This window comes from Pseudomonas sp. H1_A03 (assembly GCF_054685145.1).
On the sequence record NZ_CP162829.1, the window covers coordinates 3,776,401 to 3,797,262 of the forward strand.

General features: G+C 62.4%; 19 protein-coding genes. 12 read left to right on the forward strand and 7 right to left on the reverse strand.

Going from position 1 to position 20,862, the window contains the following annotated elements:
• The first annotated feature begins 5 nt into the window (after positions 1–5).
• From AB4O35_RS17475 to AB4O35_RS17515, 9 genes are all read left to right on the forward strand, one after another.
• Positions 6–332 (forward strand): acyl-CoA dehydrogenase, encoded by a 327-nt coding sequence (locus AB4O35_RS17475; protein ID WP_065873440.1) that lies wholly within the window; start codon positions 6–8, stop codon positions 330–332.
• The gene (locus AB4O35_RS17480) at positions 332–1,762 is read left to right on the forward strand and encodes an LLM class flavin-dependent oxidoreductase (protein WP_065873439.1); all 1,431 of its coding nucleotides are present in this window, start codon (positions 332–334) and stop codon (positions 1,760–1,762) included. The genes AB4O35_RS17475 and AB4O35_RS17480 overlap by 1 nt, the downstream gene beginning before the upstream one ends.
• A 132-nt stretch (positions 1,763–1,894) precedes the next feature.
• Entirely contained in the window at positions 1,895–2,797 is a 903-nt protein-coding gene (locus tag AB4O35_RS17485; protein ID WP_065946325.1) for an AMP-binding protein, read from the forward strand.
• Positions 2,794–3,564, forward strand: a complete 771-nt coding sequence (locus AB4O35_RS17490) for an ABC transporter ATP-binding protein (protein WP_065873437.1) — start codon at positions 2,794–2,796, stop codon at positions 3,562–3,564. The genes AB4O35_RS17485 and AB4O35_RS17490 overlap by 4 nt, the downstream gene beginning before the upstream one ends.
• The gene (locus tag AB4O35_RS17495) at positions 3,564–4,445 is read left to right on the forward strand and encodes a branched-chain amino acid ABC transporter permease (RefSeq protein WP_065873436.1); all 882 of its coding nucleotides are present in this window, start codon (positions 3,564–3,566) and stop codon (positions 4,443–4,445) included. The genes AB4O35_RS17490 and AB4O35_RS17495 overlap by 1 nt, the downstream gene beginning before the upstream one ends.
• Positions 4,446–4,449: 4 nt before the next feature.
• Positions 4,450–5,499 (forward strand): branched-chain amino acid ABC transporter permease, encoded by a 1,050-nt coding sequence (locus AB4O35_RS17500; protein ID WP_065873435.1) that lies wholly within the window; start codon positions 4,450–4,452, stop codon positions 5,497–5,499.
• A 21-nt stretch (positions 5,500–5,520) separates the two neighbouring features.
• On the forward strand, positions 5,521–6,861 hold the full coding sequence (locus AB4O35_RS17505; RefSeq protein WP_065873434.1) for an ABC transporter substrate-binding protein: 1,341 nt from the start codon (positions 5,521–5,523) through the stop codon (positions 6,859–6,861).
• Positions 6,862–6,864: 3 nt separating this feature from the next.
• Complete coding sequence (locus AB4O35_RS17510; RefSeq protein ID WP_065946324.1) at positions 6,865–7,632, forward strand: ABC transporter ATP-binding protein; 768 nt, start codon at positions 6,865–6,867, stop codon at positions 7,630–7,632.
• A 12-nt stretch (positions 7,633–7,644) separates the two neighbouring features.
• Entirely contained in the window at positions 7,645–9,039 is a 1,395-nt protein-coding gene (locus AB4O35_RS17515) for an FAD/NAD(P)-binding protein (protein ID WP_065873432.1), read from the forward strand.
• Positions 9,040–9,051: 12 nt separating this feature from the next.
• On the opposite strand, the gene AB4O35_RS17520 is transcribed toward AB4O35_RS17515, so the two are convergent.
• From AB4O35_RS17520 to AB4O35_RS17535, 4 genes are read right to left on the reverse strand one after another with little or no spacing between them, the layout of a single operon-like run.
• Positions 9,052–10,299, reverse strand: coding sequence for an efflux RND transporter periplasmic adaptor subunit (locus AB4O35_RS17520; protein ID WP_065873431.1), 1,248 nt, complete (start codon positions 10,297–10,299; stop codon positions 9,052–9,054).
• Positions 10,289–11,767 carry a TolC family protein gene (locus AB4O35_RS17525; protein ID WP_049712645.1) on the reverse strand — a complete coding sequence of 493 codons (1,479 nt, stop codon included), beginning with the start codon at positions 11,765–11,767 and terminating at the stop codon, positions 10,289–10,291. The genes AB4O35_RS17520 and AB4O35_RS17525 overlap by 11 nt, the downstream gene beginning before the upstream one ends.
• A complete protein-coding gene (locus tag AB4O35_RS17530) occupies positions 11,760–12,977 on the reverse strand; it encodes an ABC transporter permease (RefSeq protein ID WP_065873430.1) in 1,218 nt (405 codons plus the stop codon). The genes AB4O35_RS17525 and AB4O35_RS17530 overlap by 8 nt, the downstream gene beginning before the upstream one ends.
• Positions 12,974–13,678, reverse strand: a complete 705-nt coding sequence (locus AB4O35_RS17535) for an ABC transporter ATP-binding protein (RefSeq protein ID WP_065881857.1) — start codon at positions 13,676–13,678, stop codon at positions 12,974–12,976. Before AB4O35_RS17535 ends, AB4O35_RS17530 begins: the two co-directional genes overlap by 4 nt.
• 362 nt (positions 13,679–14,040) lie before the next feature.
• Here AB4O35_RS17535 and AB4O35_RS17540 point away from each other — a divergent pair, with 362 nt between their 5' ends.
• Positions 14,041–14,799, forward strand: a complete 759-nt coding sequence (locus AB4O35_RS17540; protein ID WP_065873428.1) for a TetR/AcrR family transcriptional regulator — start codon at positions 14,041–14,043, stop codon at positions 14,797–14,799.
• A 180-nt stretch (positions 14,800–14,979) separates the two neighbouring features.
• Here the strand turns inward: AB4O35_RS17540 and AB4O35_RS17545 are convergent, their stop codons facing one another.
• The 3 genes from AB4O35_RS17545 to AB4O35_RS17555 all read right to left on the reverse strand — a co-directional run bounded on the left by AB4O35_RS17545 (position 14,980) and on the right by AB4O35_RS17555 (position 18,946).
• Positions 14,980–16,038, reverse strand: coding sequence for an FUSC family protein (locus AB4O35_RS17545; RefSeq protein WP_065873534.1), 1,059 nt, complete (start codon positions 16,036–16,038; stop codon positions 14,980–14,982).
• Positions 16,039–16,186: 148 nt separating this feature from the next.
• The gene (locus AB4O35_RS17550; RefSeq protein ID WP_065946323.1) at positions 16,187–17,803 is read right to left on the reverse strand and encodes an NADP-dependent glyceraldehyde-3-phosphate dehydrogenase; all 1,617 of its coding nucleotides are present in this window, start codon (positions 17,801–17,803) and stop codon (positions 16,187–16,189) included.
• Positions 17,804–17,881: 78 nt separating this feature from the next.
• Positions 17,882–18,946: an MFS transporter gene (locus AB4O35_RS17555; RefSeq protein ID WP_065946322.1), complete on the reverse strand. Its 1,065-nt coding sequence runs from the start codon at positions 18,944–18,946 to the stop codon at positions 17,882–17,884.
• A 128-nt stretch (positions 18,947–19,074) separates the two neighbouring features.
• On the opposite strand from AB4O35_RS17555, the gene AB4O35_RS17560 reads away from it, so the two are divergent.
• Positions 19,075–19,791, forward strand: a complete 717-nt coding sequence (locus AB4O35_RS17560; RefSeq protein ID WP_065873425.1) for an ArsR/SmtB family transcription factor — start codon at positions 19,075–19,077, stop codon at positions 19,789–19,791.
• A gap of 28 nt (positions 19,792–19,819) precedes the next feature.
• Positions 19,820–20,695: a Dyp-type peroxidase gene (locus AB4O35_RS17565; protein WP_065946321.1), complete on the forward strand. Its 876-nt coding sequence runs from the start codon at positions 19,820–19,822 to the stop codon at positions 20,693–20,695.
• Positions 20,696–20,862 lie beyond the last annotated feature (167 nt).

Genomic DNA, 20,862 nt, shown 5'->3' on the forward strand with positions numbered 1-20,862 from the left:
GACCTATGACCGTACTGAATCTTGCGCGCCAACTGCTTGAAACTACCCGCCACCACGTCGAGACAAGCGATGACCCGTACGTGATCAGCCGCTTCGGCGATTTGCAGATCCGCGTCGATGTCGCCGCCGCGTTGCTGGAGCGTGCCGACACTCACCCGAGCCCGGTTGCCGCCACCGAAGCGCAGATCGCCGCTGCCGAAGCCCTGATTGCCGCCAGCAACGCCGAGTTTGAACTCACCGGCCATCGCACCGCACTGCCGTCGACACTCGATGATCCGTTGCGCCTCAAATACCAAATCGTTGGCAACTACCACCTCAACGGAGTGCTTTGATGGCCCGTGAAATCCGCTTGAATGCCTTCGACATGAACTGCGTCGGCCACCAATCCCCCGGCCTGTGGGCGCATCCGCGTGATCGCTCGTGGCAGTACAAGGACCTGGAATACTGGACCGACCTCGCCAAAATCCTTGAGCGCGGCAAGTTCGACGGCCTGTTTATCGCCGACGTGTTGGGCATTTATGACGTGTACAACGGCAATGGCGACGCAGCGATTCGCCAGGCTACCCAGGTGCCGGTCAACGACCCGTTGTCGCTGATCGCGCCGATGGCGCTGGTCACTGAACACTTGGGTTTTGGCCTGACCGCCTCGTTGTCGTTCGAGCATCCTTATCCGTTCGCCCGGCGTCTCTCCACACTTGATCACCTGACCAAGGGCCGGATCGGCTGGAACATCGTCACCTCTTACCTGGAAAGCGGCGCCAAGAACCTCGGCCAGAAAGCCCAGACCGAACACGACGCGCGCTACGACTATGCCGAGGAATACCTCGAGGTTTGCTACAAGCTTTGGGAAGGCAGTTGGGAGGAGGGCGCGGTGCTGCGCGACCGCGAGCGGCGGATATTCAGCGACCCGAGCAAGATCCACGAGATCCGCCACGTGGGCAAACACTTCCAGGTGCCCGGCATTCACCTGTGTGAACCCTCGCCGCAGCGCACGCCGGTGCTGTACCAGGCGGGTGCGTCGAGCCGTGGCAAGCAGTTCGCCGCCGAACAGGCGGAATGTGTATTTGTGGCTGCGCCGTCCAAAGTGCTGCTGAAAAAGACCGTCGCCGATATCCGTCGCCGTGCCGCCGAAGCCGGGCGTGATCCGAAGAAAATCCTGATCTTCAACCTGCAGACGGTGATCGTCGGCGAGACGGACGCACAGGCAAAAGCCAAGTTCGACGACTACAAATCCTATGTCAGCTACGAGGGCGCGATGGCGCTGATCTCCGGCTGGACCGGTATCGACTTCAGCCAGTTCAAGCCGGATGAGCCGCTCAAGCATGTGCACACCAACGCGATTCAGTCGGCGGTGGAAGCATTTTCCACGGCGGACCCAGACAAGGTCTGGACGCCGAACGAACTGGCTGATTGGGTTGGCATCGGCGGCTTTGGCCCGTTGTTTGTCGGCAGCCCGGAAACCGTGGCGGACTTGCTGCAGGAATGGGTCGAAGAAACCGATGTGGACGGCTTCAACCTGGCGTATGCACTGACCCACGAAACCTTCATCGACGCCGTCGACCTGCTGGTGCCGGAGTTGCAGAGGCGCGGTGTGTATAAGACCGAATATGCCCAAGGGACGTTGCGCGAGAAGCTGTTCGGCGACGGCCCACGACTCGGAGCGAACCACCCTGGCGCCGGCTACCGCAATCTATCGGGTGTACACAAAACGAATGTGGGAGCGGCGGTGCGACGACTCGACTTGCTCGCGAAAGCGGACTGACATTCAGCATTGATGTTGACTGACCTACCGCATTCGCGAGCAAGCCCGCTCCCACATTTTGATCTTCATTGTTTGATCTATTTCAGCCAGCGGACCACCGCACGCTTAACCACCCAATAGGAGCATCTGCCTATGAGCGTGCACGAACTCAAACGCCCGCTGACCCTGGAATGGCCCGCCGAACTGCTCGGCAACCTGTCCAAGGCGCTCGAACAACTGCATCACTGGGCGCAGATCACACCGTTGCACACCGCCCTGCGCCACAAACGCCAGGGCCAGTGGTATGCCAGGCGCTGGATCGATGCATTACGTGACGTGGAGCGCCTGGCCGACGGCCTGCGCCAGCGGGGTTTCAGCGAGCAGTCGCGGCTGGCGCTCAGCGGGTTTTTCGAGCCGAACCTGCTGCTGCTGGCGCTCGCGGCGCAGGCCATCGGCGGGCAGGTCTTGACCCTGGACGATGACCTGGAGCCCGAGGCGCTGCAGCAACACCTGTGGCGCATCCACCCCACCCATTCTTATGCGCCGGGCCGCCAACACCTGCGGCATTGGCAGTCCGCCAACCCAGTGGATTTCACCCAACTGCTCGGTCCGGTCGAACCGGCCCAGCACCTTACGCGGTGGTGGCAAGCCACCGACGAGGCCGCGCTGTGGAGCGAAGAGGGCACCCATTGGCAGGGGGGCCTGGTCGTGGTGCTGGAACAATGGCTCAACACCGGTCACGGCCTGGCCTTTCCGGAAAGCCAGGCCTCGGCGCGGCGTGATCGCAGTGAAATTGCTCCCACCGGCTTGCTGTTGTCGCCCATACGTTTGCAGTACCTGGCCGACGAGATTGAACGCCGCCTCGCGCCCCACGGGACCTGGCGTCGGCGCTTGTGCGACTGGGCCATCGCCCACCCGCAAAGTGGCCTGCGTCGCCTGCTGAAAAACCGTGTGCGCAAACTGCTCGGCTTCCAGCGCCTGGCCTATATCTGGCAACCCCTCAAATCCACAGCCGAGCCGACGTGGCTGGATGAATTCAAACGGGACATCGCATGAGCCAAGCCATCCTCCAGGTGCGGGATATCTCGCTGTCGTTCAAGGGCGTCAAGGCGATCAATGCGTTGTCGTTCGACGTAGTGCGCGGCGAGATCTGCGCGCTGATCGGGCCCAACGGTGCCGGTAAAAGCTCGTTGCTCAACGTGCTCAATGGCGTTTATCGCTTCGATGCCGGCGAGATTGTCTTTGAAGACCAGCACTTCCACCGCATCGATCCGTTGGGTGCCGCGCGGCGGGGCATTGGCCGCACCTTCCAGAACAACGCGCTGTTCAAGAAGATGAGCGTGCTCGACAACATCCTCACCGGCCTGTCGCGGCATATGCGCAGCAGCGTTATCGAGCAGGCTTTAGGGCTGCCCCGCGCGCGGCGAGAAGCCGAAGCGTTCCGGCTGCGTGCCCAAGGCATCCTCGAATTTCTCGAACTGCAAGCCCATCGCGATGTATTGGTCGGCAACCTGTCCTACGGCCTGCAAAAACGCGTGGAGCTGGGCCGGGCGCTGATCGCCGGCCCCAGCCTGTTGCTGCTCGACGAACCCATGGCCGGGATGAACGCCGAGGAAAAACACGAAATGGCGCGCTTCGTCGCCGACGTCAACCGGGACCTCGGCACCACCGTGGTGTTGATCGAACACGACATGGGCGTGGTCATGGGCCTGTCCGACCATGTGGTGGTGCTCGACTACGGGCGCAAGGTCGGCGACGGCACGCCCGCCGAAGTGCAGGCCAATCCCGAAGTGATCGCGGCTTACCTGGGAGCGGTGCACTGATGACGTTCTTCCTTGAAACCCTGCTCGGCGGCCTGCTCGCCGGCACCCTGTATTCGCTGGTCGCTATCGGCTTCGTGCTGATCTACAAAGCCAGCGGCGTGTTCAATTTCGCCCAGGGCTCAATGCTGCTGTTTGCGGCGCTGACCTTTGTCAGCCTGCATGAGCAGGGCGTGCCGTTTGCCCTGGCATTGCTGCTCACGGTGATCGTGATGATCGTCGGCGCCTTGCTGATTGAGCGCCTGGTGCTGCGGCCGCTGGTGAACCGCTCGCAGATCACGCTGTTCATGGCGACGCTGGGCTTGTCGTTCATCATCGAAGGCCTGGCCCAAGGCTTGATGGGCTCGCAAGTGCGCGCGCTGGACCTGGGCATCGACGACGTGCCGCTGTTCGTTGGCCCGCTGATGCTCAGCCAGTTCGACCTGATCGCCGCCGCTGCCGCTGTGGTGCTGGTGACGGTATTGGCGCTGCTGTTCAACAAAACCCGCATCGGCGTGTCGCTGCGTGCGGTGGCGGATGACACCACGGCGGCGCTGTCCATCGGCATCAACCTTAACCGCATCTGGCAGATCGTTTGGGCCGTGGCCGGGATTGTCGGGTTGATCGCCGGGCTGCTGTGGGGCGCGCGCCAGGGTGTGCAGTTTTCGCTGTCGCTGGTGGTGCTCAAGGCCCTGCCAGTGTTGATCATTGGCGGTTTTACCTCGATTGGCGGGGCGATTGTCGGCGGGCTGATTGTCGGCGCGGCGGAGAACCTCGCCGAGGTCTACATCGGCCCGCTGATCGGCGGCGGCATCACGCCGTGGTTCGCCTACGTATTGGCCCTGGCCTTCCTGTATATCCGTCCCGCCGGCCTGTTTGGCGAGCGCGCCATCGAGCGAGTCTGAAACCATGTCGATCCCCGTTGCTCAAGAAACCGCGCCGCTGTTGCTGATCCAGCGGCGTATCCCCTGGGGCCTGATTGGCCTGTTGGCGCTGGCGTTTATCGTGGTGCCGCTGTGGGGCAATGATTATTGGCTCAATGCGATTCTGATCCCGTTTCTGGTGCTGTCGTTGGCCGGGTTGGGCCTGAACCTGCTCACCGGCTACACCGGGCAAACCTCGGTGGGCGCTGCCGGTTTCATGGCTGTCGGCGCGTTCGCCACCTACGGGTTCCTGCTGCGCTTGCCGGAGCTGGGCTTGCCGGTGGCCTTGCTCGGCGGTGGGGTTATCAGCGCTTTGGTTGGCCTGCTGTTCGGTTTGCCCAGCTCGCGGATCAAAGGCTTCTACCTGATGGTGACCACGCTGGCCGCGCAATTTTTCCTGGAGTGGCTGTTCGTCAAATTCCCCTGGTTCTACAACTACGGCTCATCCGGGACTATCTCTGCGCCGAAGCTGGCGCTGTTCGGCCATGACCTCAACACCCCGCTGGGTCGTTACCTGCTGACCCTGGTCACGGTGCTGCTGTTGACCTGGACCGCGATCAATCTGGTGCGCAGCCAGGTCGGGCGCAACTGGATGGCGATACGCGACATGGACACCGCCGCCGCCGTGGTCGGCATTCCCGTGGTGCGCTACAAGCGCCTGGCGTTTGCGGTCAGCTCGTTCTACTTAGGGATAGCCGGCGCGCTGTGGGCCTTTGCCTATCTGGGCACGGCCAGCGCCAGCAGTTTCGATATCAACCGCTCATTCCAGATCCTGTTCATCATCATTATCGGTGGCATGGGCAGCATCGCCGGCAACTTCGTCGGCGCGGCCTTCATCAGTTTGCTGCCGATCTTTCTCAGCCATGCCGGGCAGGCGCTGTTCGGCGGTTCGGTGGATGCAGGGCAGTTGCAGAACCTGCAGAAAATCATCTTTGGCGTGTTGATCATCGTGTTCCTGATCAAGGAACCCGACGGCTTGATTCGCCTGTTGCACAACCTGCGTGACCGTGTGCGGCAGTGGCCGCTGCGTTTCTGACATTCCTCGAAGAGAACTCCTATGCGTGCATCCTTGAAACGTTCCCTGATCGGCGCCGCTTTCGCGCTGGCCTCACTGGCCGGCGCTGTACCCCAGGCAATGGCCTCGCCGGACCAGCAATTCATTCCCCTGGCGACCTACCGTGTCGGCGCCTATGCCTCCAGCGGCGTGCAGGTGTGGGCCGGGATGATTGACTACCTGCGTTACATCAACGAGGTCGAAGGCGGTATCAACGGCGTGAAACTGGTGTGGCAGGAATGCGAGACCGAATGGACGGCGGAGAAGGGCATCGAGTGCTACGAGCGCTTCAAGAATGGCCTGGATGGCGCGCCGGTCGCGGTGTACCAGCCTAACGGTGCGCCGGCAGCCTATGCGCTGAGCGAGCGTGCCGAGGTGGACAAGATCCCGCTGATCACCCTGGGCTACGGTCGCACCGAAGCCACCGACGGCACGGTGTTCCCGTACAACTTCCCGGTGATGCTGACCTTCTACAGCGAGGCATCGACGCTGGTGAACTACATCGCCGAGCGCGAGGGTGGTTTCGACAAGCTCAAGGGCAAGAAGATTGCCACGGTCTACCACGATTCGGCCTACGGTCGCGAAACCCTCGGCCCGCTGAAGTTGCTGGCGGAGAAATACGGCTTTGAAAATATCCAGATTCCGGTGGCCGATCCTGGCAACGAGCAATCGGCGCAATGGCGCCAGGTGCGCCAGGCCAACCCGGACTGGGTGTTCCTGCGCACCTGGGGCGTGTCCACCCCGGTGGCGGTGAAGACCGCTGCGCGCTTCGGCTTTCCGGTGGACCATATCATCGGCGATATCTGGGCCAGCTCCAGCGAAGACGTCTTGCCCGCAGGCGCTGCCGCCAAAGGCTACCTGGCCCTCACACCGTACCCGGCGGGTGCGGACTTCGAGATCCACAAACGGCTCAAGCAATACATCCTCGACAAGGGCCACAGTGATCTCAAAGACCTGAAAAACTTCGGCAGCGTCTACTACAACTCCGGCCTGGTGAACGCCGCCGTCGCGGTGGAAGCGATCCGCACCGGCCAGGCCAAGTTTGGCAAGCGCCCGCTCAATGGCGAAGAAGGCCGTTGGGGCCTGGAACACCTGAATATCGACGATGCGCGTTTGAAGGACATGGGCTACCTGGGCCTGATGCAGAACCTCAAGCTGTCCTGCCGCGACCATGAAGGCGGCGGCTCGGCGCGGGTGCAACAGTGGGACGGCGCCAATTGGACACTGATCAGTGACTGGATCGCCGCCGACCGCGCATTGCTGCGCCCGTTGATCGATGAAAAATCCGCTGCGTTCGCCAAAGAAAAAGGCCTGACGCCGCGTACCTGCACCGGGGATGAATAAACCATGAGCCAGCCTGCCACCGACTCTGCGCGCCCGTCGCTGCTGACGGTCAACGATATCGAAGTGATCTACGACGGTGCGATCCTGGCGGTGGCCGGCGTGTCGCTAGACGTGCCCAAAGGCGCCATCGTCGCGTTGCTCGGTGCCAACGGCGCGGGCAAGAGCACCACGCTCAAGGCTATTTCCGGGCTGGTGCGCGCCGAGCGAGCTGAGGTCAGCCGCGGCGTTATCGAGTACGCCGGCGGCGACCTGGCCGGTGTCGATCCCAGCCAACGCGTGCGCCAGGGCATGGTGCATGTGCTGGAAGGTCGCCACGTGTTCGGTCAGCTCACCGTGGAGGACAACCTGCGCAGCGGCGGCTTTGTGCGGCGCTTGAGCCGCAAGGAGATGGCGCACGACCTGGAACGTATCTACGCCTGGTTTCCAAGGCTCAAGACCAAGCGCAACACCCGCGCCGGGCTGACGTCGGGCGGCGAGCAACAGATGGTCGCCATTGGCCGGGCGCTGATGACGCGTCCTACTTTGGTACTGCTCGACGAGCCGTCCATGGGTTTGGCGCCTATGATCGTGCAGGAGATTTTCGAGATCATCGCGCAACTCAACCGTGAGCAGCAGGTGAGCTTTTTGATCGCCGAGCAGAACATCAACGTTGCGCTGAACTATGCGTCCCACGGCTACGTGCTGGATACTGGGCGCGTGGCCCTGAGTGGCAGCGCCGCTGAACTGCTGGCGCGGGGCGACCTGCATGATATTTATCTGGGCAAACAGTAAGGGCGATTTCGCATGACTGAATCCATCCGCAACGCTGATGTGCTGATCATCGGCGGCGGCCTGAGCGGCACGATGCTGGCCGTGCAACTGCTGCGCTTGCCGGGCAAGCGGCAGATTCTGGTGATCGAGCCGCGCGCTGAACTCGGCCGGGGCGAAGCCTACAGCGCCGTCGAGCTGGGCCACACCCTGAACGGCAACGCGGCGCGCATGAGCGTCGACCCGGACAATGCCGACGACCTGACCCAATGGCTCACCGACTACATCAGCGCGGGTGGTTGGCCCGAGTCAGGCCAGCAGGCTGTGCCGATCAGCGAGCTGTTTCCGCCGCGCGGCATTTTTGGTCTGTATGCCCAGCAACGCTTGGCCGAAGCCAAGGCGCAGTCCGCTTCCAGCGTTGAGCATGTGCGCGGTGAAGGGGTCGACCTGCAAGTGGATGACGCCTCGACGCTGCTCACCCTTGATAACGGGCAGCAACTGCGCGGCGCCGTTGCGGTGTTGGCCACCGGCATGTTCCCGGCGGCGCGTACACCGCAGACCGAGTCCAGCGGCTTGAACGCGGCGGCGGTCGACCCTTGGGACGTGCAGGCGATGACCTTGATTGACCCGCAAGCGCCGGTGCTGATCATCGGTTCCGGGCTGACCATGGTCGATGCCGTGGTGTCCCTGGAACAGGCCGGGCATTGTGGGCCGATCGAAGTTTTCTCGCGTCACGGCCTGCTACCTCACGTGCGCCGACAACCGCCGAGCTGGGTGGATTTTCTCGGCGAAGACTACAGCCTGCGCACTCCTCGGCAATTGCTGCGTGAGGTGCGTCGCCAATGCCGGATTGCGCAAGCGCAGGGTATCGATTGGCAAGCGCCACTGGACACGGTGCGCGCGCATATCGCTCGCCTGTGGAGCCAGGCCAGCGAGCGTGAAAAACGTCAGTTCGTGCGTCATGTCAGGCCGTGGTGGGAAAGCCATCATCACCGCTCGCCGCCGTTGAGCGCGCAGCTGGTGGCACGGTTGCAGGAAGAGGGGCGGTTGCGGATTCGGGCGGCGTCTTACAGAGGCCTGGAACCTTCGGTTGAAGGGGTGACCATCCGTTTGCGTCACCGCGGCGAGCAAGCGGTCACGCAGGTTTCAGGGGCGGCGTTGATCAACTCCAGCGGCATCGAATACGACTGGCGCCGCGTGGCCCGGCCGTTGCCGCAGCAGTTGCTCAAGCGTGGGTTGATTCAGCCAGGGCCATTGGCGTTGGGGATTGCGGCGGATGCTTCGGGGGCTGTGGTGGATGCCCAGGGGCAGGTCAGCTCGCGGTTGTTTGCCATGGGGCCGCCGTTGCGGGGGATGTGGTGGGAAAGTACGGCGGTAACGGATGTGGCGATTCAAGCTAAAGCCTTGGCCGCAAAGCTGACAAAAATCTAAATGGATCTTCATTTATCTTGAGACTTTCACAAGTCCAGGCCTAAGCCCAAACACCTCAACCCCCTGCGCCGTCGATTGCCCAGTCGTCACCTTCACTCGCTCCACCGGCTTATCCATCGCCTCCCGGTATTCAACCGTCATGTCCGGCTGGATCGCCTGGCTCGGAATCACAATCGCCTGCGCATTGTTGTAGGTCACGATGGTCAGCCGCGCGCTCATCCCCAGCCGCACACGCTGCAACTGTTGCGGCGTGAGCTTGGGAATCGACAAGGTCACCGGGAATTGCGCACTGCCCTGGCTGTCGGTGGCAATCGCCAAACCACTCACCACGCTTACCGACCCTGTCAGCCGCTCACCCTCAAAACCATCCCCCAGCACTTCCACCGCCTGGCCCTGGTGCAACTGGTTGATGTCCAGCTCCGACACCTTGGCAACGATTTTCAGCCGCTCGATATTTGCCAGGCCAAACAACACCTGACCCTGGCTGACCTTACTGCCGGCCTGCACCGGGGCATTGTTGTTGCCGCCGCCTTGGGAGGAGGAGCTATTGCCCGGCGGTGGCACCACGATGCCGGAGAAGGGTGCCTTGACCTCTTTGCCTTCGAGCAGTTGGTGCAGGGCGTCGTATTTCACCGTGGCGTTGGTCAGTTCCATGTCGGCGATCTGGCGGTATTCGCCCTTGCCCTGGTCGATCGCCTGTTGCAATTCGCTGCGGGCGGAGGCGAGGTCCAGTTGTTGCTGCTGGGTCTGTTGCCTGAGGTCGTCCAGCTCATTGCGCGGGATGATACCGCGCTGGAATAGGTTTTCACTTTCGGTGAGTTTGCGCTGGGTGTTACTGGCGGTCATTTCGGTGGTGCGCAGGCTGCGGCGTGCACGACTGACGGTGGGGCCGTTGTCCCAGTCCTGCATCTCTTGCACGGTGCGCCGGGCCTTGAGTTGGGCGGAGAGGGCGTCGCGCAGTTGCACCTCCAGGGTCGCCGGGTCCATGCGCAACAGCACTTGGCCGGCCTCGACCCGCTGGCCTTGCTCCACCAGATTGGCTTGCACATTGCCATCGAAAGGCGCGGTAAGGGTGATGGTGGTGTCGGGCTCGATTTTGCCCACCAGGCCGATCTCGTGCACCAGCGCGTCGGGCTTGACGGCCAGCCACTGCTCGCTGGTGCTGGCCGGCGCGGACGCAGGGCTGCGCAAGGCCAGGCCCGCGCCCCCCAGCAGTACGATCAATACGGCGCCCAGCAGGCGTTTTTGATTAGTAGTCATTGAGGGCGATTTCCCAACTTTCCAGCGTCATGCCCAGCGTCAAGTCGAGCTGGGTCTGGGCGTTCAAATAAGCGATCAGCGCATTGAGCTGCGCGTTTTCGGCGTTGCGCAGGTCGGTCTCGAAACTCAGCACCTGGAAGTTGGTGGAGCGCCCGGCGCTGAGTTTTTCCCGCTCGATCTCGATCTTGCGCCGCGACAATTCCACGGCGCGCTGGGAGATTTCATATTGGCGCCAGCGGGTGCCGAGGTCGCGCACCACATCGTTGACGCTGCGCTCCAGTTCCTGGCGCGCGTCGGTGATGCGGATCTCCTGGTCCTCCACGTTTACCCGTGCGCGGACTTCGGCCTGGCGCGTGCTGATATCGCCGATGGGGATTTGCACCTGCACCCCGGCGTAGCTGTCCCACGTGCGATTGTTGCTGCTGCCGGCATCGTTATTGTAGGCGTCGCGCACCTGATTCGCGCCGGCCACCAAGTCCACCTGCCAGCGCCCGGAGTCCTTGGCGATCACCAGGTTGAGGTCAGCCTGCTGGCTGCCGAGCAAGGCGGCAAGGTATTCAGGCTGCTGGGTCTGCGCCAGGTTGAAGGCCTGGCGCTTGTCGATCTGCATCGGCCGGGCCTCCAGGGCTTCGGTGGCGCGGACCGGCGTGGACAGGTCCAGGGCCAGCAGGCGCAGTAGGGAGAGACGGCTGGTGTCCAGTTGATTCTGCGCCTCTTCCACGCCCAGTTGCTGGGTGGCGATGTCGGCTTCGGTCTGCACGATTTCAAACTCGGCCATGCGCCCGGCACTGATCAGCGCCTTGTTGACTTCCAGCAAGGTGCCGGAGCGCTTGAGGGCGTCCTGCACGATGCTCAGTTGCTCCTGTGCGCGCAGCAGCTCGCGGTAGGTCGCGATGATCTGGCTGATGGTCTGCGCCACGGTGGCCTTGAGGTTCAGGCGGTTGGCCTGTTCCGACAGGCGCGACAGGCGCAGCGGTGCGGTGGTGGCGTCCCAGCCGGCGCCACGCAGCAGCGGCTGGATGATCGCCAGGTCGAGGCCGTCGCTGCGGTAGCGGCCGGCGCGGTCAGCGTTGTTCAGTTGCTGGGTCCAGGCCATGCTCAGGCGCGTGCCGTATTCGCCGAGCAGGCTGGTGGCCGGCGCCACGTTGGCATTGCGCGCGTTGTCGGCGGAGCCGCGGGTATTACGGTAGTAACTGTTGAGGGTGAGCTTGGGGTTGAACACATCTTCGGCGACGCGCAGGTCGAACTTCTGCGCGACCCGTTGCAGGTAGGCGCTGCGAATCGCCGGGTTGTTGCGCAGGCCCAGGTAGACCGCATCGCCCAAAGTCATGGTGGTGGCCTGGGCATTCAACGAGACGCCGCGGTCATAGCCGCTGCGCGTGGTGCTCGGCGCCGACGGTTTGATCACCACGTCGGCGGCCACGCCCGGCAGGCTGACCAATGCGAGCAGCCAGAGCCATTTACTCATCGCGCAGGGCTTCCACCGGCTGCAACCGTGAGGCCGAGACCGCCGGGTAGAGGCCGAAGAACAACCCCACCAGCAACGTGCTGCCCACCCCCAGCGGCAAGGCCGCGACGGCGAGGGCGAATTCCCAGCTCGACAGCCAGGCATACAGCCACGCGGCGGTCATGCCCAACACTGCACCGCACAAGGCCCCCACCGCCGTGAGCGTGATGGCTTCGAGCAGGAACAGGTTGCGGATGTCCCGCTGGCGCGCGCCGAGGGCCATGCGAATGCCGATCTCGCGGCGGCGCTCCGAAACGTTCATCAGCATCACATTCATTACCCCCACGCCACCGCCCACCAGGGAGATCGCACCCAGGGCCAGCAGCAGGTAGGCGAAGGTACGGCTTTGCCGGGTCATGCCGTCGATCATTTGCTGGGGCACCTGGATGTCCACATCGTGGTCGGGAAGTTGCGGTTTGAGAGCGGCGGCTACGTCCTTGGCAACGCGCTCCATGTCCTGGCCCTGCGTGGCGCGGATGATCACGTTGCCGATCTGCGGCGCTGCATAGATGCGGCGCATGCCTTCGGCGGGGATGAACAGTGATTCGTTGGCCTGCACCGGCATCAGCATCGCCCGCGGCTGGCCCTGCAAAATGCCCACAATCAGGAACAGGTAATCGTTGATGCGCACACGGTCGCCCAGTTGCAGTGGGTCACCCGGCGCGCCCAGGGCCTCTGCCACCTGCGCGCCGATCACGCCGTAGGTTTCGTTGGCATCAAAGCTCGACAGGAAACGCCCCTGTTGCAGTGCCAGGCGCATCGCGTCCTTGATACCCGGTGTACTGCCGACGAAGTTGGTGTTGACGGTGCGGCCATGGAATACGATGGGCCCGCTGAATAACGAGAGGGCGCCGATGTGCGCAACGCCGGGCACCGCTTGGCGCACAGAGTCCAGGTCCAGGCGGGCGGGCATCGGTGAACTGCTGCCGCCTTTAGGTGGGAACTGGGCGATCAGGGTGTCGGTGCCCATGTCCTTGAAGATCATCGCGGCATCCACCGCCGCGTTATGGCCGATATTGATCAATGCCACCACCGACGAGCTGCCGATCACGATACCCAGCAGGGCCAGGATCGAACGCTTGCCCAGGGTGCGCAGGCTGACAAACGCTTCATGCAGCAGTTGGCTGAGGCTTTGTTCGACCCGCAGGCGGCTCTCTCCCTGCGGGGTCATAGGCAGCCGGCCTCTTGCACCACGCCATTGCGCACCAGGATCTTGCGGTCCAGGCGCTCGGCGATGTGCGGGTCGTGAGTGACGATGATCAGCGTGACCTGTTGCTCGCGGTTCAAGGCCAGCAGCAGGTCCATGATGTCCTGGGCGGTGGTGCTGTCGAGGTTGCCGGTGGGTTCGTCGGCCAGTATCACCGAGGGTTTGCCCACCAGGGCCCGGGCAATCGCAACCCGTTGGCGCTGGCCGCCGGAAAGGTCGGCGGGGCGATGGTGGGCACGGTCGGCCAGGCCCACTTGCTCGAGCATGCGCAGGGCTTGCTCCACCGACTCGTGGCGCGATAGGCCGCGATAACTTAAGGGCAGGGCGACATTGTCCAGGGCGCTGAGGCGCGGCAGCAGGTTGAAACTCTGGAACACGAACCCGATCTGCTGGTTGCGGATGGCCGCCAGCTGATCGGGGGTGGCGTTGAAGATATCGTGGCCGGCAAAGTGGTACTGACCGCAGTTGGGCAGGTCCAGCAGGCCGAGGATATTGAGCAGGGTACTTTTGCCGGAGCCGGATGCGCCGAGGATGCCGCAGCTGTCGCCGCTGGCGATGGTCAGGCATACATCATTGAGAATGGACAGGTGTTGCCCGGCCAGCTGATAGCTTTTGCCGATGCCTTGCAGCGAGATCAAGCCTGGGTGCGCGGGGGTAGCTGTCATGAATATGCCTTCAGTCTGGGCGCCGCCCTCATCTGCTCCGGTAAAGCTTTGTAACAAGTTGGGGAGACTGAAGGAGTACACGCCATGGACTGGTTTTGTTTCTTGTTTTTAAAATATTGTTTGAATACTAACCGGCTTCCCGTCGCTTCGCCAGCCATCGATGTAGAGCGGTATTACCTTGGGAAAATGCTTACTCCCGGTGGAGAAAGGTGGCTCAACACTTTGATGAATCATCCATGGCGAGCCCGTCGTTCGAGGCTTTCGATCATATGGCGGTGTGTCACTACTTGCTTTCGAGCGACGTCCCCGGTATAAAAAAATCAAATAATTTTTTAAAACAATATTTCCCACGTGGAACTTCTATGGTCGCGAAGAAAGTCAGCGCTCCAAACATTACCAAGACTCGATTGCTGGATGCGACAGAGGCTCTCTTCATCAAGTATGGATACGACGCCGTTTTGTTGCGGCAGATTACCGAGCGCGCCCAGGTGAACCTGGCCGCGGTGAACTACCACTTCGGGGACAAGGACTCCCTGATGAAAACCCTGCTGATGCAGCGCCTGGAACCGCTCAACGAGCAGCGCCTGGAGCTGTTGGCACGCTGCGAAGCCGAGTCCGACGGCCCACTCGATTGCGACACCTTGCTTGGCGTGCTGTTTGCCCCGGCCATGGGCCTGGAACGCAGCGATCCAGCCAGCGCGAGTGGGGAAGGGCGTTCGTTTATCCGGTTCCTGGGTCGGGTCTACAGCGACACGTCGCCGTTTATCCAGGAATACCTCAAGGTGCATTACCAGCCGGTGTTCCAGCGTTTCTTCGAAGCCTTCGCCCTGGCCTTGCCGGATCTGCCGCGCAATGAACTTGGGGTGCGCCTGCAGTTTGCCCTCAAGGCGATTTCCGGCGTGATGGCCGGGACTGAGCTGCGCCTGCTGATGAACTCCATGAGCCTGGGCCGTCCGGCGACGGATGCCGAGGTGATGGCCAAGTTGATCACCCTGGTGTCGGCGGCGATCCGCGTGCCACAGCAAAGCCCGGAAGCGGAGCATGCTTTGGCCAAGGTGCTGGATACCCAGCGGGCCATTCGTGAGCAGGCGGTCGCGCCCGCGAACAAGGCGGCGCGCTAGCTCAAATTCCAGGCAAAAAAAAGCCCGCTGGGGCGGCGGGCTTGATATGCAACGTTTGTAACGGATGAGGCTTCACACTACGTTCCGGGATGTGAATAAAACGTGAAAACTTTGTAAGGTAAAGTGTGAAAACCTTGAAATCTGTAATCGCATGGGGAATTTCTTTTCCTCCCGGCGAATTCAGATTTTCCAGCGCCCGGCACTCTTGGCCAGCCGCTGGCGCATCGCATCGATGTTCTGCGCTAGTTGCAAGGTCAGCAGCCGGTAGCCATCCAACGCGCTATAGACCGGCACGTCCAACCCAGGCTCAACGCTGGCGTGGCTCGGCCGCTCCAACCGCTCCGTTACTCCAGATTTCAACGCCCGTGCCATGCCCACCAGTTGCACGCGAATTTGCCGATGCTCGGCCTTCAACATCACCTGCATCCGCGCCATCGCCGGTTTATCGCGAGGGTCGGGCCGGGTATTGCCGAGAATTTCCAGGGTGCTGATGCACATCCGTAAATGCCGCTGGATCGCGTCCAGCTCAGTCATGGAGATGCGTACCTCCTTGGACACCGACGGCATTAACGAGCGCAACTGCAACATCGCCGCATTCAGCCGATTGAGCAGCTTCAGGTGCTGATCATCCGTGACCGACTCGCCATTGATAATCCGGCTGTAGATCTCGGCGCAATCGCGCAACGCGCTGGCCAGGTTGTAGCGCCAGGAGTACACGGCATACAGCGGCAGGGCGAAGGAAAAGGCCAGGGCGAGGGCGATACCGATCAGGATATCCACGGTGCGCCATAACCCGTCCGACAGCGGGTTGTCGCCGTGACCCGCGACGATAAACACAGTGATCGCCGAGAGCAGCGCGGTGTAACCGCCCTTGCCGATGGCGTGGTAGGAAAAGAAGCCGCACACCACCGACATCAGCAGGTAGGTCAACAGCGGCTGGCCGACGTACGCCTCCTGCACCACCAGCAACAAGCCGACACTGGCGCCGATCAAGGTGCCATAGGCACGCTCCACGGCTTTCTTGCCGATATTGCCGTGGTGCTGCAAGCCGCCGATCACCACCAGCATGGTCACCGAGGCCCATTCACCGTGGGGCAGGTTGAGGCCAGTGGTCAGCATAATCGTCGCCAGCAAGCCGATGGACACGCGCACGGCGTGGATCAGCTTGGCGTGGCGATAGCGGCGGTAGGGGTCGAGCAGTGGGCGCAACAGGCGCCGGGCGAAGAGGGGCAGGTTCATCGGTATTAAAGTGGCCTCGGTGATCAGGGCAAACTCGATCACATGTGGGAGCTGGCTTGCCTGCGATGCAGGCACCTCGGTGTTTCAGGTACACCCGGTCGATGCTATCGCAGGCAAGCCAGCTCCCACATTGTGAGCGGTGGCACGCTTAAAAAATGTAATCAGTGGTCAAGAAACTCGAATCACGGTTACGCAAAATATCGCTGACCAGCGCCTTGTTGCTCTCCTGGAATTTGGTCGCCACCAAGGTGCGGATCGAGAACACGCGCAATGCGTCATGTACCGACAGCGTGCCCTCGGCCGAGTTCTTGCGCCCGTTGAAAGGGAAAGTGTCCGGCCCGCGCTGGCACTGGGCGTTGATGTTGATACGGCCGACCTGGTTAGCGAAGGTATCCACCAGGCGCCCGACTTCCACGGCATTCGTACCGAAGATGCTCAGTTGTTGACCGAAATCCGAGTCCAGCACGTAGTCGATCACCTTCTCTACATCACGGTAAGGCACGATCGGCACCACTGGGCCGAACTGTTCCTCGTGGTACACGCGCATCTGCGGGTTCACCGGGTACAGCACGGCCGGGTAGAAGAACGACCCGCGACTCTCACCGCCATGCTCATTCACCACCTTGGCACCGTGTTGCGCGGCATCGGCCACCAGGCTGTTGAGGTAATCCACCTTGCCCACTTCGGGCAATGGCGTCAGCGTCACACCGTTTTCCCACGGCATGCCGGGTTTGAGCGTGGCCAGCCTCTTATTGAATTTGTCGATAAAGCTGCCGACGACATCTTCATGCACGAACAGGATTTTCAACGCGGTGCAGCGCTGGCCATTGAACGACAACGAGCCGGTGACGGCTTCACTGACGGCATTGTCCAGGTCTACCTCAGGCAGCACGATGCCGGGATTCTTCGCATCCAGGCCCAGCGCCGCACGCAGGCGGTGCGGCTTGGGGTGCAGTTTCTTCAAGTCACTGGCGGCCTTGTTGGTGCCGATAAACGCGAAGATATCGATCCTCCCGCTGGCCATCAGCGCGCTGACGGTTTCGCGGCCACTGCCGTAGATCACGTTGATCACCCCGGCTGGGAAGCTGTCGCGAAACGCCTCCAGCAATGGGCGGATCAGCAGCACGCCGAGCTTGGCTGGCTTGAACACCACGGTGTTGCCCATGATCAGCGCCGGGATCAGCGTGGTGAACGTTTCGTTCAGTGGGTAGTTATAAGGGCCCATGCACAAGGCCACGCCCAGCGGGACGCGGTGGATTTGGCCGAGGGTGTCCTGTTCCAGCTCGAAACGGCTGGAGCGACGGTCGAGTTCCTTGAGGGCATTAATGGTGTCGGTGATGTAGTCGCAGGTACGGTCGAATTCTTTCTGCGAGTCCTTGAGGTTCTTGCCGATTTCCCACATCAGCAACTTCACCACCGCGTCGCGTTGTTCACGCATGCGTCGCAAGAACGCTTCGACATGCTGGATGCGGTCGGCCACACGCATCGTCGGCCATTCGCCCTGGCCCCGGTCATAGGCGCGCACGGCGGCGTCGAGGGCGGTCAGTGCGGTGTCGGCATCCAGCAGCGGCGTGCTGCCGATATGCACACGCTCGTCGCCCAGTTGCACCGGGCTTTGCACCTTGGCTAACGGGCCGTTCCATACTTGCAACTGGCCGTCGACCAGGTAATCGCGCTGTTCGATGGGCGCTGCCAGGCGGAATTCTTCGGGAATGTCGGCGGCGGAGGCGGGAAACAGCTGGGCGAGCAGGTTGCTGGTGGTCATGTCGCTACCCCTGGAATAGTTGCAAAACATGACTAGAGAGTCACTCATCCAAGGGCTGCGTGGCAAGCGCCAGGCGCATCAGAGCAGCCCGCCGGCCAGCGCTACGCCTAGCGCCGCGCCGATTTGCCGGGCGGTGTTGAGGATGCCGGCGGCCACCCCAGCCTGTTCCTTTTGCACCCCATTCATCAGCGCGGCAGTGGCGGCGGGGGTGATCAGCCCCGCGGCGAGGCCGATCAGCGGCATGGGCACGACGATCAACGCGTAATCGGGTGTTGAGACGCTCATCAGCAGCAGGGTGAAACCCACGGCGTATGAAAACAAGGCGCCACCGATCAGCCAGCGGCTGCCAAAGGCGCGAACCAGTTCGCCGGCCATTAGGCTGCCAAGGCTGACCATGACCGTCAGTGGCAGGAAGGCGGCGCCGGTCCTCAGCGGTGAGAAACCCAACGTCCGCTGGAAATACAGGCTGAGTAAAAACATCAGGCCATACAACAGCAGCGCCGACACCAGGGACACTGCCACGCAGGCGCTGAACACGCGGTTGCCAAACAGTTGCACCGCGCGCCACACCGACGCTCGAGGCTGTGGTGCACTGGCGGCAAGGCGCGCGCTCAAGCCGATGGCGATCAGGCCCAGTGGCAGGTTGGCGAGGAAAATGCTGCGCCAGCCCAGGGTCTCGATCAGCACGCCGCCTACCAGAGGCCCGGCAGCCATGGCGATACCGCCACAACCGGCCCAAATGCCGATTGCTTTCGCGCGCCCGACCGGGTCGTCGAGATACGCCTGGTTGATCAACGCCAGTGACGCAGGCACCAGCATCGCTGCACCCATGCCTTGCAGTACCCGAGCGGCAACCAGTGTCATGCCATTCCCGGCCAAGCCACACAGCAACGACGCCAGGGTAAACAGCAGCAATCCATGCAGATAGAGACGGCGCGCGCCAAACCGGTCCGCCAGTGCTCCGCCGCCGAGCAGCAGGCAGCCAAAGCTCAACGTGTAGGCGCTGACCACCCACTGCAGCGCTGTATTGTTGCTGTGCAAGGCGAGGGCGATGGGCTCCAGCGCGACGTTGACGATGGACGTGTCGAGGATCACCAGTACGTAGCTGAGGCTGGTTGCGGCCACTGCCTGTCGTTGTTGCATCGCGGGTCATCCTTGAAAGGGGCAGGCGGCGAATCTAGCCGAACGGTTGACGTGGATGCTTCGACGGCGGCCGAAGCATGCACGCGGTCGGCGCGCCTATACTGCGTCGGTCCTGATGGAGAGCTGCCATGTCAAACCCGTCCACCTTCACTGAAGTTGCCGCCCTGATTGCCGAGCCTGCCCGCGCCGCGATCCTGCTGGCGTTATTCGACGGGCGTGCGCTGCCGGCCGGCGAACTGGCCTTTGCCGCCAGCATCACCCCGCAGACGGCCAGTACCCACCTGGCCAAGCTGGTCGCCGGTGGGTTGCTCGCCTGCGAAACCCAGGGCCGGCATCGTTATTACCGCTTGGCCGGTGCGCATGTGGCACAGGCCATTGAATACCTCAGCGCAATTGCCCCGATGTCGGCGATAGTGCTCAAACCCCAGAGCCGCGAAGCCCAAGGGCTGCGTTTTGCGCGTTGCTGCTACAACCATCTGGCCGGGCAATTGGGCGTCGCCGTGACCCAGGCGTTGGAGAAAAACGGCTACCTGCGCGCCATCGACGATAAACACTTCGAGGTGCTGCCTGCAGGCGAAATATGGTTGCGCACCTTGGGCATCGACTCTCCTACCGTGAAGCCCGCCCGCCAATGCCTGGACTGGACCGAGCGCACTCATCACGTGGCCGGCCCGCTGGGCGTGCAACTGCTGAGCGCCTTGTGCGAAGCCGGTTGGTTGCGCCGTTCCAAAAACTCCCGTGCGGTGCTGGTCACGCCCAAAGGGTGGGCGCAGTTCAAGGCGCAACTGGGGCTGGCCCCGCGTGACCTGGAAAACCTTGAGCACAAGCCCGCGCTGGCCGGGTAAACTTGGCGGCTTTCTTGAAGGAGTTCACATGAGTCAGTACCAGCCGGGCATTCTTGCCGCACCGGTGCCGTTGCAGGCACGCCATCTGTTTTTTGCCGTGGATTCCCTGGCTGCCGTTCCCGCAGCGCTGGACGCGTTGGTGCAGTTGGCCGATTCGGCGGCAGTGGTCGGTTTTGGCGAGCCGCTGGTAAGCGCTCTGGGCGCAGGGATTGAAGGCTTGCGCACATTCCCCACCGTCAGTGGGCCGGGCGCGCATAACCCGTCGACCCAGCAAGCACTGTGGGTGTGGTTGCATGGCGTGGATCGTGGTGAACTGCTGTTGCGCAGCCGCGCGTTTGAAAAGGCGCTGGCCCCGGCGTTTCGCCTGGTGCAGGCGACCGAAGGTTTCCGCTACAAGACCGGCTTCGACCTGACCGACTACGAAGACGGCACTGAAAACCCCCATGACGACGCAGCGGTTGAAGCGGCCCTGACCGACAGCGGCGCCAGTTTTGCCGCGATCCAGCAGTGGCAGCACGACCTCGACGGCTTCGCCGCCTTGCCTGCGCAAGAGCGCGACCACATCATCGGCCGTCGCCACGGCGACAACGAAGAACTCGACGACGCCCCCGAGTCCGCCCACACCAAACGCACCGCCCAGGAAAGCTTTACCCCGGAAGCCTTCGTGGTACGCCGTTCCATGCCATGGGCCGAGAATGGCCAGGCCGGGTTGATGTTTCTTGCGTTTGGTCATTCCTTTGATGCGTTTGAAGCGCAACTGCGCCGCATGAGCGGCCTGGAAGATGGGATTGTCGACGGGTTGTATCGCATCAGCACGCCGCTGACCGGCGGCTACTACTGGTGCCCGCCGATCAAGGAGGGGCGTCTGGACCTGAGTGCACTGTTCGTCACTGCAAGCCACTGAAAATGTGCGAGGGGGGGCAGCTACCTACCGGCTCGGCGGGTGAATACCTGGCCACCTGGCTTGGCAGTGAATTATTGTGGGGCTTGGCTAAAACGGAGCATCGGTGAACATGAAGATACGGACAGCCACGCAATCAGCCACTGAAAAAATTCGCCGCCGCCCTTAAT